We start from the raw sequence: 13,331 nt of genomic DNA, 5'->3' as shown, positions 1-13,331 counted from the left end.
GCCTGCGGGAAGGCCGTCCCGGACAGCCGCCCTCGAGGAGGTCCAGTTCAGTGACCAGCCAGGTCAGCAGCACAGCGGAGCATGCCGACGGAGCAGTCGTGGGAGAGCAGCGCACAGCGGCGGGCACAAAGGACGTCCGCCGGCTCGACCGGGTGATCATCCGGTTCGCGGGGGACTCGGGTGACGGGATGCAGCTCACCGGGGACCGTTTCACCTCGGAGACCGCGTCGTTCGGCAACGACCTCTCCACGCTGCCGAACTTCCCGGCCGAGATCCGCGCCCCCGCCGGAACCCTGCCCGGTGTCTCTTCCTTCCAGCTCCACTTCGCCGACCACGACATCCTCACCCCGGGCGACGCGCCGAACGTGCTGGTGGCGATGAACCCGGCCGCGCTGAAGGCCAACATCGGCGACCTGCCGCGCGGTGCGGAGATCATCGTCAACACCGACGAGTTCACCCGGCGGGCGATGCAGAAGGTCGGCTACGACAGCAGCCCCCTGGAGGACGGCTCGCTGGACGGCTACCACCTGCACCCGGTGCCGCTGACGACGCTGACGGTGGAGGCGCTCAAGGACTTCGACCTCAGCCGCAAGGAGGCCGAGCGCAGCAAGAACATGTTCGCGCTCGGCCTGCTGAGCTGGATGTACCACCGGCCCACCGAGGGCACGGAGAAGTTCCTGCGGTCGAAGTTCGCCAAGAAGCCCGACATCGCGGAGGCGAACATCGCGGCCTTCCGGGCGGGCTGGAACTTCGGTGAGACGACGGAGGACTTCGCGGTCTCCTACGAGGTGGCGCCGGCGGCGACGGCGTTCCCGCCGGGTGTCTACCGCAACATCTCCGGGAACCTGGCCCTGTCCTACGGGCTGGTCGCCGCCTCCCGGCAGGCGGACCTCCCGCTGTTCCTGGGCTCGTATCCGATCACTCCGGCCTCGGACATCCTGCACGAGCTGAGCCGGCACAAGAACTTCGGTGTGCGCACCTTCCAGGCCGAGGACGAGATCGCCGGCATCGGTGCCGCGCTCGGGGCGGCCTTCGGCGGCTCGCTCGCGGTGACGACGACCTCGGGACCGGGGGTGGCGCTGAAGTCGGAGACGATCGGTCTCGCGGTGTCGCTGGAGCTGCCGCTGCTGATCGTGGACATCCAGCGCGGCGGGCCGTCCACGGGTCTGCCGACCAAGACGGAGCAGGCGGATCTGCTGCAGGCGATGTACGGCCGCAACGGCGAGGCCCCGGTCCCGGTCGTCGCCCCGCGCACCCCGGCCGACTGCTTCGACGCGGCCATGGAGGCGGCCCGGATCGCGCTGTCCTACCGCACCCCCGTCTTCCTCCTGTCCGACGGCTACCTGGCCAACGGCAGCGAGCCGTGGCGGATCCCGGACCTGGAGGAGCTGCCCGATCTGAGGGTGCAGTTCGCGCAGGGCCCCAATCACGCCCTGGACGACGGCACCGAGGTGTTCTGGCCCTACAAGCGCGATCCGCAGACTCTGGCCCGGCCGTGGGCGGTCCCCGGCACGCCGGGTCTGGAGCACCGCATCGGCGGCATCGAGAAGCAGGACGGCACCGGCAACATCTCGTACGACCCCGCCAACCACGACTTCATGGTGCGCACCCGTCAGGCCAAGATCGACGGCATCGACGTACCCGACCTCGACGTCGACGACCCGGACGGGACGGCGCGCCTGCTGGTGCTGGGCTGGGGCTCGACGTACGGGCCGATCACGGCGGCCGTGCGGCGGCTGCGGAACGCCGGGGAGCGGGTCGCGCAGGCCCACCTGCGGCACCTGAACCCCTTCCCGCGCAATCTCGCGGCGGTGCTCGAGAAGTACGACAGGGTGGTGGTCCCCGAGATGAACCTCGGTCAGCTCGCCACTCTCATCCGGGCGAAGTACCTGGTGGACGCCCACTCGTACAACCAGGTCAACGGCATGCCGTTCAAGGCGGAGCAGCTCGCCACGGCGCTGAAGGAGGCCATCGATGACTGACGCCAACGCGCTGCTGCAGCTCGTCCCCAAGGCCGAGGGCAAGCAGTCCATGAAGGACTTCAAGTCCGACCAGGAAGTGCGCTGGTGCCCCGGCTGCGGTGACTACGCCGTCCTCGCCGCCGTGCAGGGCTTCATGCCCCAGCTCGGCCTGGCGAAGGAGAACATCGTCTTCGTCTCCGGCATCGGCTGCTCCTCCCGCTTCCCGTACTACATGAACACCTACGGGATGCACTCCATCCACGGCCGCGCCCCCGCCATCGCCACCGGCCTCGCGGCCTCCCGCAGGGACCTGTCGGTGTGGGTGGTGACGGGTGACGGCGACGCCCTGTCCATCGGCGGCAACCACCTCATCCACGCCCTGCGCCGCAACGTCAACCTGAAGATCCTGCTGTTCAACAACCGGATCTACGGCCTGACCAAGGGCCAGTACTCCCCCACCTCCGAGGTCGGCAAGATCACCAAGTCGACGCCGATGGGGTCGCTCGACGCCCCCTTCAACCCGGTGTCCCTGGCCCTCGGCGCGGAGGCCTCCTTCGTGGCCCGCACGGTCGACTCGGACCGCAAGCACCTCACCGAGGTGCTGCGCCAGGCCGCCGACCACCCGGGCACGGCGCTGGTGGAGATCTACCAGAACTGCAACATCTTCAACGACGGCGCGTTCGAGGTCCTCAAGGACCGGCAGCGGGCGGAGGACGCCGTGATCCGCCTGGAGCACGGCGAGCCGATCCGTTTCGGCGCCGACCGGTCCAAGGGCGTCGTCCGCGACCCGCAGACCGGTGACCTGAAGGTGGTGGCGGTCACCCCGGAGAACGAGGCCGGGATCCTGGTGCACGACGCGCACGCAGCGTCCCCGACCACCGCCTTCGCGCTGTCCCGGCTCGCGGACCCCGACACCCTGCACCACACGCCCATCGGTGTCTTCCGCTCCGTCGAGCGGCCCGTCTACGACACCCTCATGGCCGACCAGCTCGACACCGCGATCGAGCAGAAGGGCAAGGGCGACCTCGCCGCGCTCCTGGCCGGCGGCGACACCTGGACCGTCGTCGGCTGACGGCCGCCGCGATCCGCAGGAGGCCCGGGCGCCCTACGGCGTCCGGGCCTCGTCGTACGCCTGCCGGGCGGCGAGCACGTCGGTCATGCGCTTCTCGGTCCACAGGGCGAGGTCGCGCACCTGTTCGGCGGCCTCGCGGCCCAGGCCGGTGAGGGAGTAGTCGACGCGGGGCGGGATGACCGGCTTGGCGTCGCGGTGGACCATGCCGTCGCGCTCCAGGGTCTGGAGGGTCTGGGTGAGCATCTTCTCGCTAACCCTGCCGATCGCGCGGCGCAGTTCGCTGAAGCGGTGCGGGCGCTCCAGGAGCCGGATCAGCACGAGGACGCCCCAGCGGCTGGTCACGTGTTCCAGGACCAGTCGGTGCGGGCACATCGCCTCGCCGTCGCCGCCCCGGCCACCATTACTTACTGCCATGCCAGTACCTTACCTCAAGGTGGGTACTTTCCAATAGTTAGCGCACCTCCTATGGTGAGTGGCACACCCACCCCACAAGGAGTTACGAACCATGAGCATCGTCGTCACCGGAGCCACCGGAAAGCTCGGCCGCCTCGTCGTGCAGCAGCTGCTGGAGAAGGTTCCGGCCGAGCAGGTCACCGCCGTCGTGCGCAGCGCCGAGAAGGCCGCGGACCTCGCGGGGCGCGGCGTGCGCGTCGCGGTCGCCGACTACAACGCCCCCGGCACCTTCGACGGCGTGTTCGCGGCCGGCGACAAGGTGCTGCTGATCTCCGGCAACGAGTTCGACAAGGGCAGGGTGCGGCAGCACCAAGTCGTCATCGACGCCGCGAAGGCCGCCGGCGTCGCCCTGCTCGCCTACACCAGCGCCCCCGGCCCGCTGAGCGCCGCCCTCGCCGACGACCACCGCGGCACCGAGGAGGCGCTGCTGGGCTCCGGCGTGCCGTACGTACTGCTGCGCAACGGCTGGTACCACGAGAACTACACCGAGAACCTCGCCCCGGTGCTGGAGCACGACGCGGTCCTCGCGGCCGCCGGCGAGGGCCGGGTCTCCTCGGCCTCGCGGGCCGACTACGCGGCCGCCGCCGTCGCCGTGCTGACCGGTGAGGGGCACGAGAACGCGACGTACGAGCTGGGCGGCGACGAGGCGTGGAGCTTCGCCGAGTACGCGGCCGAGCTGAGCCGGCAGACCGGCAGGGAGATCGCCTACACCCCGGTCACGCCGGAGGCGCTCACCGGCATCCTGGCCGGCGCCGGCGTGCCCGGGCCGATGGCCGCCGTCCTCGCGGGCGTGGACGTCTCGATCGAGAAGGGTGAGCTCGTCGTCGACAGCGGCGATCTGTCCCGGCTGGCCGGCCGCCCGACCACCCCGCTCGCCGAGGCCGTCGCCGCCGCGCTCAAGGGCTGACGCCCCTGCCGCACAGCGCTCCCCGCCCTGCTCCCGCGGCTCGCCGGCGAGCGTCCTCACCTCCCGTCGCCGCCCGGGGCGGGGCGGGTCGACGTGAAGTGACCCCGGGGTGCCGGTCCCGTCCCGGATCGCTGAACTCCTGTTCGGCGACTGTGTGTACGGCTACGCTGGGCACACAGTCACGGGCTGTCACGGGCTTTGCGGAGGCAGGCGCATGGGGGAGCCGATATTCGGCGTGCTGGGCCCGCTCCGGGTACGGGCGCGGGGCGAATCGGAGCCGCTGCCGCTGGGCGGCCCCAAGCCGCGGGCGGTCCTCGCCACGCTCCTGCTGGAGCCCGGGGCGTTCGTCTCTCTCGATGTCCTGACAGAGGTCCTGTGGCCCGGCGGCGCGCCCCGCTCGGCGGTGGCCAACGTCCGCACCTACGTACGCGCGGTCCGGGCGGCCCTGAAGGCCGCGGGCATCGTCACCGACGGGCTGCGCACCCTTCCCTCGGGCTACACCCTGGACGTGGGACCCGGCGATCACGACATGCTGCTGTTCGAGCACCTCCTGGACCATGCCCGCGCGGCCCGCGACCAGGGCGACGACGGCGCCGCCCTGCGCGGCTACGACACGGCGCTCGCGCTGTGGCGGGGCGGCATGCTCCAGGACCTGCCGCCCAGCGTCGTGTGGGATCCGGTCGTCGCCCGGATCGAGGGGCTGCGCTCCCTCGCCGTCGACGAATGCCTCCAGGTGCGGCTGCGACGGGGCGACTACGCGCCGCTCGTCGCCGACCTCAGGACCCGCCTCGCCGAGGACCCGCTGCGCGAGGACCTGTGGCAGATGCTGGTCCGCGCCCTGTACGGTGCCGGACGCGTCACGGAGTCCCGCGTCGCCTACGCCGAGGCCGAGCGGGTGCTCGCCGCCGAACTCGGCGTCGCCCCCGGTGCCCCGCTGCGCGCCACCGGTGAGGAGGTCAACGGGCAGGTGGCCGGGCGCCGCGCCGCCCCGGTCACGCCGGTGTGCCAACTGCCGATGGACGTACCCGACTTCACCGGCCGCGACGTGGAGATCGCCGCCCTTGAGGAGCTGCTGTCCGGGGCCCGCCGGCGGCCGGTCGTCGCCGTGGTGTCAGGACTGCCTGGTTCGGGGAAGTCCACCCTGCTCGTCCATGTCGCCCACCGGGTGCGGCACCTGTTCCCGGACGGGCAGCTGTTCGTCGATCTGGGCGGCATGAGCGGCCGCCCCCGTGAGGCGGCCGACGTGCTCGCCGAGATGCTGCGGGGCCTCGGCGTCATCGACAACGCCATTCCGGCCGAACCGGATGAGCGGGCCGCACTGCTGCGTTCCCGACTGGCTCCGCGGCGCTTCCTGATCGTCCTGGACGACGCCTCGACCAGCGCGCAGGTCCGCCCGCTGCTGCCGGGCACCGGCGGCTCCGCGGTCCTGGTCGGCTCGCGCCGACGCCTGCCGTCCCTGCCCGCGCACCACTGCCCCCTCGGCGTGATGCGGCACGACGAGGCCCGTACGCTGCTCGGCCGGATCGTCGGTGAGGAGCGACTGCGCGGTGCCGACGCGCATGCCGACCGGGTGCTCGCCGGCTGCGGGTCGCTGCCGCTGGCCGTGCGGATCGCCGGGGCCCGGCTGGCGAACCGGCCGGGCTGGACCGTCGCCGCGCTGGCCGACTTCCTGCACGACGAGCGTGACCGGCTGGACCGGTTGCGCGCCGGCGAGCTGGAGGTTCGGGCGAGCGCGGAGCTGAGCTACCGGCATCTGCCCGAGCATGCCGCCGCTGCCTTCCGCGCCTTCGGCCGGCTGCCCGGCGAGGCGGTACCGGGCTGGCTCGTCACGGTCGCGATGGGGCACGCCGAGGAGCCGGGCCGGGTGCTCGAGACACTGCTCGACGAGCACCTGGTCGAGGTGGTGGGCACCGACCCACTGGGGCTGCAGCGCTACCGCATGCACGATCTGCTCCACATCTACGCCCGTGAACTCACCAAGGCGGACGACCCCGACGTCCGGCGCGAGCACGGGCTGCGGACCGTGGACGCCCTGATCGCGCTGGCCCGCTGCGCGAACGCCGCGATGCCGACGCGTTTCCTCGGAGTGCTGGGGGAAACGGTCCCGCTGCCCGGCCCGGCCGCCGGCATCGCCCGCGCCGTACGCACCCGGCCGGTCGAGTGGTTCGAGAGCGAACGCCGGGTCCTCGTCACCGCCGTGGAGTCCGCTCTGCGGTTCGGCGACCACGCGCGGGCGGGCGACCTCGCCGTCGAGCTGGCCGGCTTCTTCGACATGCGGGGCTACTACGACGACTGGCTGCGCACCCACCGGCTCGCGCTCCACGCGGGGCCCGCACCCACCGACACCCGGTCCGCCGCCCTGCTGCGCAACCTCGGCCAGCTCCATCTCTATCAGGACCGGTACGCCGACGCGCTCGCCGCGTTCACCCGGTCCCGGGACGTCTTCACCGCCCTCGGCCACCGCTCGGGCGAGGCGGTCGCCCGGCTCGGCATCGGCTCCGTGCACCGGGTGACCGGCGACCTGGACTCGGCGCTGGCCTCCTTCACCGCGGCGCGGTACGCCTTCCGGGCGGCGGCCGACCGGCACGGTGAGGCCATCGCCCACAACGCGATCGCCTCGGTGTGGCTGGACCGGGGCGACGCGGACGCCGCGGCACCGTGGCTCGACGACGCGCTCGCCCTGTCCCGCGACGTCGGCGACCGGCACCGCGAGGCACAGGTCCGGCGCCGTATCGCCGTACTGCACGAACTGCGCGGCACACCGCACATGGCGCGGGCCGAGCTGGAGCGGGCACTGGGGATCTTCGACGAGCTGACCGACACGCACTGCGCGGCGTACGTGCGGCAGAGCATCGGGGAGCTGTGCCTGCGGCAGGGCGACGCGGGCCGGGCGTCGGCGCTGCTGGTGGATGCGCTGGCGGTGCAGCAGCGGCTCGGTGACCGCCGTGCGGAGGCCCGGGTGGCGTGTCTGCTGGGCGAGTTGCACCACGCGACGGGCCGGGAGCAGACCGCGCGGCGCTACTTCCACCGCTCACTGTCGGCCTATCGGCGCCTCGACGTGCGCGACCAGGCCGAGCTGGTGGACGCCAAGCTGCGCTCGCTTCGCTGAGCCGGTGGGGGGAGGGACGGCACCGGACCCGTGGGTACGGCGGCGGGCGGCCGCCGTACCCACTCGCCCGGTTCGGTGCGGCGCCGGGCTCAGCAGCCGTTGGTGCTGGTCTGGTAGCGCGCGAGGTAGTCGTACCAGGTGACGCCCTGGACGACGGCGACGACGACACTGCCGTCGTGGATCTGCTCGTAGTGCAGATGCGGGGAGATGTCGTAGAGCGCGGACGTCGCACCGACCGTGCCGATGCGCTGGCCGCGCGAGACGGTGTCGCCCTTCTGCACGTCACGGGACTTCAGATGCGCGTACCGGGTCCGCCAGCCGTTGCCGTGCCCGATGACGACGGTGTTCCCGTAGCCGGTGCCGGTGGCGTAGTACGAGGAGAGAACGGTGCCGCCGGCGCTGGCGAGGACGCGGCGGCCGAGGTCGTCCGGGGTGCCGTTCGCGTCGTAGTGGTTCCAGTCGATGGAGTGGGCGGGGCTGTGGCCCTGCCAGTTGCTGCCGCGCCAGGTCTGTCCGCAGACGAACGGCATGCGGAACGCGGGGCGGGTCGATGTTGCCCGGAGCTCGGCCGAGGCCTTCTCCGGTGCCGCGACCGAGGCCGGGGCGGCCGCCATCAGTGCGGCCAGGCCGCACAGTGCCGCGAGCAGCCGACGGCCCTGTCTCTTCCGTATGCGCATGGTTCCTCCCGTGGTCGCCGAGGTGACAGGGGCGATTGAAGGAGGTGCGCATACAAAGCGGATACAAGTCGCCGCGCGCGATGTTCCGGAGCGGGAGCGGCGACGGAGCCCGTCATGACCGTATGCCGGTACGGACATGACACGCGGGGGTGTCCGGCGTTACCGTCGTTCGCGAGCATCGCGCGCGCGTTCGGCGAGCGGCGCGGGACACAGGGCACGCGTCAGGCACGAAGGAGGGGCCCGTGACCGGGAAGTCGGCCGCAGAGCGGCGCATAGGACTGCTGAACGGCTTCGCGGCCTACGGCATGTGGGGGCTCGTCCCGCTGTTCTGGCCCCTGCTCAAGCCCGCGGGAGCGGTGGAGATCCTGGCCCACCGGATGGTCTGGTCGCTGGTCTTCGTGGCCGCCGCCCTGCTGGTCATACGCCGCTGGGCCTGGCTCGGCGAGCTGCTGCGGCAGCCGCGCAGGCTGGCGCTGGTCGCGGTCGCCGCGTCGGTCATCACCGTGAACTGGGGCGTCTACATCTGGTCCGTGAACTCCGGGCACGTCGTCGAGGCCTCCCTCGGCTACTTCATCAACCCGCTGGTGACCATCGCGATGGGCGTGCTGCTGCTGAAGGAGCGCCTCCGGCCCGCCCAGTGGGCGGCGGTGGGGGTCGGGGCCGCGGCGGTGCTCGTCCTGACCGTCGGTTACGGCCAGCCGCCGTGGATCTCGCTCTGCCTCGCCTTCTCCTTCGCCACGTACGGCCTGGTGAAGAAGAAGGTCAACCTCGGCGGCGTCGAGTCGCTGGCCGCCGAGACCGCGATCCAGTTCCTTCCCGCGCTGGGCTTCCTGCTGTGGCTGGGCGCCCGGGGCGACTCCACCTTCGCCGCCGAGGGCGCGGGGCACGCGCTGCTGCTCGCCGCGACCGGACTGGTCACCGCGCTGCCGCTGGTCTGCTTCGGCGCCGCCGCGATCCGCGTGCCCCTGTCGACTCTGGGACTGCTGCAGTACCTGGCGCCGGTCTTCCAGTTCCTGCTCGGCGTCGTGTACTTCAAGGAGGCCATGCCGCCCGAGCGCTGGGCCGGTTTCGCGCTGGTGTGGCTGGCGCTCACCCTGCTCACCTGGGACGCGCTGCGCTCCGCCCGCAGGACCGCCCGCGTGCTGGCCGGAGGGCTCGACGTGCCGGCGACCGCCGGGGCCGCACCCGCCGCACCCGCCGCACCCGCCGCGCCGGCCGGCACGGCGGGTGCGGCGCGGAGCCCGGAGGGCGTGGCCGCCGTACCGGGGGCGGACGCGCTGGAGACCAGGCCGTAGCCCCGCGCACGACACGGACGGCCCGGACGCCGGGCCGCCGGCCGGTGTCAGTGCCGGGTCCTATAACTGATCGCATGACGCAGACACCGACTCCGGGCACGCCCGTCCACTGGAAGGTCGTCGTCGACGCGGCCGACCCGCACGCACAGGCCGACTTCTGGGCCGCCGCCCTCCGCTACGTGGTCGAGGACAACAGCGCCCTCATCGGGAAGCTGCTCGGCGCGGGAGCCGTTCCGGCCGGGCTCACCGTCGAGTCCCACGGCCGCCGCGCCTGGCGCGACCTGGCCGCGGTACGGCATCCCGACGACCCGTACGAGGAGGAGAGCGGCACCGGCCGCGGTCGGCGCCTGCTGTTCCAGCGCGTACCGGAGGAGAAGACGGTCAAGAACCGGCTGCACCTCGATCTGCACCCCGGGGAGGGGCGCCGCGAGGAGGAACTCGCGCGCCTGGAGGGGCTCGGCGCGCGTGTGCTGCGGCGGGTGGAGGAGCCTTCCGGGGGGTGGCTGGTGATGGCCGACCCGGAAGGCAACGAATTCTGCCTGCACTAGGGACGGGGGCCGCCGGGACGGGAACGGTTCAGGTCTGCCGCGTGCGGGCCCGTTCGGTCAGGCGGCCCATGCGGGCGCGGGCGGACTCCAGTTCCTCGATCTCGTCGGCGGCGGGGCCGCCCTCGGCGGCGAGCTCGGTCCACAGCGCGATCAGCTCGTGCCCGAGCTCCAGTCCGAGCAGCGGGTCGCGCACCGCGCGCCACGCGGTGGCCGCGCTGCGGACGTTGCCGTAGGCGGCCTCCGTGTCCCGCGCGCGGCGGCAGATCAGGGCGAGGTCGAGGGACAGCCGGAAGGCGTGCAGCGGCTCACCGGCCAGGTAGGCGATGTACGCGGTGAGTTCGCGCAGGCGGAGGACCTCGGGGTGCTCCGGCCCCAGGGTGGCCGACGCCTCCGCCACGGTCTCCCCGGCCAGGCGGGCGGCCGTGTCGATCCGGCCGGACCGGACGGCCTCGTTGACCCGGGCCATGGGCTCGGCGAGGTGGTTCTCGCCGGACGCGGCGAGGGGCTCGTCACCGAGCACCGCCTCCGCCACGGCGTCGAACCCGCGCGGCGGGGTGGGCCTGGGGTCGGGGTCGAGCACGGGCTCGGGAGCGGGGGACGGTTCCGCGGGGCGCGCGTCCATGGGCGGAGGCGGACCGAAGGCGCCGGTCGGGGGCGCGACCGTGCCCGGCGTGGCCTCCGCCGACGCGGGCAGGGCCCGCAGCTCGAAGGTCGGTACGACGTCCCGGGGAGCCCCCGCTCCGGGGACCGGTCGCAGCCGGAAGGTGGGGGCGGCGTCCCGTACGGGAGCCGGGCCCTTCGGTGCCTGCGGCTCCGGCACGGAGCGCAGGAGGTGCGTCGGCCGGTCCGCGTCGGGCCCCGCTCCCGGCGCGGGCTCCGCGCGCCGTACCGGATCGGCCCCCCGCGCCGGCTCCTGCGCCGGGCGGATCCGTGCCGGCCGGCCCGTGAAGTGGCTGGAGCCGTCCGGGTCGACCTGGAGCGGGACGACGTAGCCGATGCGTTCGTCGTGCACGGTGGCGAGGACGGCGTGCCCGGAGGCGACGGCGATGCGGTGCAGACGGTTCAGCACCGCCTGCTGGATCTCCTCGCCGGGCCCCGCGAACACCGGTACCCCGCCGACCGACGCCCCGCCCGTGCCGGCCCCGCCGCCGACGGGGACACGGACGTCGATCGGCGCCGCCGCAAGGTTCGCCGCGTGCGCGGCCTGCTGCTGTTCCCGCTTGTTCTCGCGGCTGAGTCGAGCCATCGTCCCCTCATTCGGGTCGTACACCTACCGTCGAGTCTGTCCGCTCGCCCGCGCTTCTCACGTCACCGCGTTGTCACAGGCTCGTCCCAACGACCGGCCACGCCGGTTTCCCGCCCGCCCTGCGGCATGAGGATCGAGGAGGCGAGCAGGAGAGGGGGCATGCGGACAGGCATGCGAGAGGGACCGGAGATCTGGATCCGAGGGCCGGTGGCGGCACCGGAGGCGGCGGCCCCGCCGGAGTCCGCCCACGCACAGGCGACGGCCCGGCGCTTCTCCTGGGTGGGCCTGCACGGCGGCGCCGGTGTCTCGACGCTCGCCGCGGTCTACGGCGGTCATGACGGCGGACGCGCCTGGCCCGGGCCCGCCGGTCCGCGGTCGGTGCTGCTCGTCGCCCGGACCCACGCGGCCGGCCTGGACGCCGTGGTCCCGGCCACGGAGGTGTTCCGGCGCCAGGAGGCGCCCCAGGGGCTCGACCTGGACGCCGTGGTCCTGGTGGCGGACGCGCCGGGACGGCTGCCGCGCCCCCTCGCCCACCGGATCCGGCTCATCGAGTCGGTGATCGACGTGTACCGCGTGCCGTGGGTGCCGGAATGGCGGCTGGGCGACCTGAGCGGCCGGCCGCCCCGCGGCACGGAGTCACTGGCCCGTCTGACGGGGGCGACCCGCTGACGCATCGGCCGCCCGGTCCGCGTCCGGCCTGATCAGCGGCAGGGGGCACCCAGGGCACGCCCCCGCGATCGCGCACGCCCGGCCGGCGTATCGGTACCACCCTGCCGCCGACGTGCGGCACGTACCGTGGGCGGCGGGGACCGCTCAGGGGGCAGGTGTGCCGGACAGCCAGGAGTACGACCGTCGTGTGTCCGCCTCGGTCGAGGAGATCGCCTCCGCCGTACGCGGGCGGCGGCTGCGGGCCGTGGACGTGGTCGCGGAGGCGCTGGAGCGGATCGGGCGGGCGGATCCGGTGGTGTGCGCGTTCCTCGAGGTGTGGGGCGGGGAGGCGCTGCGGCGGGCGGGGGACGTGGACGCGCGGGTCGCCGCCGGGGAGCGGCTGCCGCTGGCCGGGGTGCCGGTCGCGGTCAAGGGGCCGCGCGGGCTGCGTGCGGCGGGCCCGCTGATCGGGGCCGGCTGTGTCCCGGTCGGCGCCACCTCCGTGCCCGGCCCGGGGACGCCGTGGCAGACGTGGGGGCTCGGGGCGCGCGGCCGCACCGTCAACCCGTGGCGGGCGGACCGTACGCCCGGCGGCTCCTCGGCCGGGTCGGCGGTGGCGGTGGCGGCCGGGCTGGTGCCGCTGGCGACGGGCAGTGACGGGGCGGGCTCGGTGCGGATCCCGGCGGCGTGGTGCGGGGTCGTCGGGCTGAAGGTCACGGGCGGCCGTCTGCCCTCGCCCGACCGCACGGGCCTCGCGGCGCCCGGGGTCCTCACCCGCACGGCGGCGGACGCGGCCGCCTGGTGGCGGGTGGTGTCGGGGCCGGCCGGCGGGGCCGGGGCGGTTCCGTCCTTTCCCGTCACCGCCACCTGGTCGCCGGACCTCGGATTCGCCGTCCCCGATCCCGAGCCCGTGGCCCTGGCCCGTGCGGCGGCCGGGCGGCTGGCCGACGCCGGTGTCGTACGACTCGTACGTCCCCCGGAGCCGCCGCTGCTCCTCGACCCCGCCCCGGCCTGGCTCGCCCTGCGCACGCCCGGCGCCGATCCGGCCGACGCCCACCGCGTCCGTACCGGGAACGACCGGCGCCTGGACGCCCTCTTCGCCCGCACCGGCCTGCTGCTCACCCCCACGGCGCCCACGGCCCCGCACGGCCACGACGGCCCAGGTGACGTCTACTCGACCTCGCTCACCTGGGCGTTCAACGTCAGCGGTCACCCCGCGCTGAGCGTGCCGGCCGGGTTCGGCGGCGACGGCTGTCCGGCGGGCCTCCAGTTGGTGGCGCCACGGGGGCGGGAGGAGGTGCTGCTCGCCGTCGCGCGGGAGGCGGAGCGTCGCGGCGCCGTCGGCTGAGCGAACCTTGGCGATTTGCTTGCATGTACATATGATGCAGATGCCTGTAACTGGCGTACGCCGAGCA

The 13,331-nt window shown here is 73.7% G+C and carries 11 protein-coding genes; 8 read left to right on the top strand and 3 right to left on the bottom strand.

What is annotated here, in order from left to right; genetic code table 11:
- The first annotated feature begins 50 nt into the window (after positions 1-50).
- Both F1615_RS31730 and F1615_RS31725 read left to right on the top strand, forming a co-directional pair.
- The gene (locus tag F1615_RS31730; RefSeq protein WP_149552490.1) at positions 51-1,982 is read left to right on the top strand and encodes a 2-oxoacid:acceptor oxidoreductase subunit alpha; all 1,932 of its coding nucleotides are present in this window, start codon (positions 51-53) and stop codon (positions 1,980-1,982) included.
- Entirely contained in the window at positions 1,975-3,033 is a 1,059-nt protein-coding gene (locus F1615_RS31725; protein ID WP_149552489.1) for a 2-oxoacid:ferredoxin oxidoreductase subunit beta, read from the top strand. The genes F1615_RS31730 and F1615_RS31725 overlap by 8 nt, the downstream gene beginning before the upstream one ends.
- Before the next feature lie 33 nt (positions 3,034-3,066).
- On the opposite strand, the gene F1615_RS31720 is transcribed toward F1615_RS31725, so the two are convergent.
- The gene (locus tag F1615_RS31720) at positions 3,067-3,447 is read right to left on the bottom strand and encodes a winged helix-turn-helix transcriptional regulator (protein WP_149552488.1); all 381 of its coding nucleotides are present in this window, start codon (positions 3,445-3,447) and stop codon (positions 3,067-3,069) included.
- 91 nt (positions 3,448-3,538) lie between these two features.
- Between F1615_RS31720 and F1615_RS31715 the strand changes: the two genes are divergently transcribed.
- Entirely contained in the window at positions 3,539-4,393 is an 855-nt protein-coding gene (locus tag F1615_RS31715) for an SDR family oxidoreductase (RefSeq protein WP_149552487.1), read from the top strand.
- Between the two features lie 214 nt (positions 4,394-4,607).
- Entirely contained in the window at positions 4,608-7,502 is a 2,895-nt protein-coding gene (locus F1615_RS31710) for an AfsR/SARP family transcriptional regulator (protein ID WP_149552486.1), read from the top strand.
- A gap of 89 nt (positions 7,503-7,591) precedes the next feature.
- Here the strand turns inward: F1615_RS31710 and F1615_RS31705 are convergent, their stop codons facing one another.
- Complete coding sequence (locus F1615_RS31705; protein WP_208818457.1) at positions 7,592-8,179, bottom strand: M23 family metallopeptidase; 588 nt, start codon at positions 8,177-8,179, stop codon at positions 7,592-7,594.
- Between the two features lie 242 nt (positions 8,180-8,421).
- Here F1615_RS31705 and rarD point away from each other — a divergent pair, with 242 nt between their 5' ends.
- The gene (rarD, locus tag F1615_RS31700; RefSeq protein WP_149552485.1) at positions 8,422-9,474 is read left to right on the top strand and encodes an EamA family transporter RarD; all 1,053 of its coding nucleotides are present in this window, start codon (positions 8,422-8,424) and stop codon (positions 9,472-9,474) included.
- Between the two features lie 74 nt (positions 9,475-9,548).
- Entirely contained in the window at positions 9,549-10,022 is a 474-nt protein-coding gene (locus F1615_RS31695; RefSeq protein WP_149552484.1) for a VOC family protein, read from the top strand.
- 28 nt (positions 10,023-10,050) lie between these two features.
- Here the strand turns inward: F1615_RS31695 and F1615_RS31690 are convergent, their stop codons facing one another.
- Positions 10,051-11,268: a tetratricopeptide repeat protein gene (locus F1615_RS31690; RefSeq protein WP_149552483.1), complete on the bottom strand. Its 1,218-nt coding sequence runs from the start codon at positions 11,266-11,268 to the stop codon at positions 10,051-10,053.
- 171 nt (positions 11,269-11,439) lie between these two features.
- Between F1615_RS31690 and F1615_RS31685 the strand changes: the two genes are divergently transcribed.
- A complete protein-coding gene (locus tag F1615_RS31685) occupies positions 11,440-11,937 on the top strand; it encodes a DUF6668 family protein (RefSeq protein ID WP_244328926.1) in 498 nt (165 codons plus the stop codon).
- Positions 11,938-12,094: 157 nt separating this feature from the next.
- Positions 12,095-13,264, top strand: coding sequence for an amidase family protein (locus tag F1615_RS31680; protein ID WP_425385672.1), 1,170 nt, complete (start codon positions 12,095-12,097; stop codon positions 13,262-13,264).
- The last annotated feature ends 67 nt before the right edge of the window (positions 13,265-13,331 follow it).

The organism is Streptomyces marokkonensis (genome assembly GCF_008312835.1).
Lineage (GTDB): Bacteria > Actinomycetota > Actinomycetes > Streptomycetales > Streptomycetaceae > Streptomyces > Streptomyces marokkonensis_A.
The sequence above is the reverse complement of the archived record's forward strand: the minus strand, read 5'-3'. Positions and strand labels throughout refer to the sequence as shown.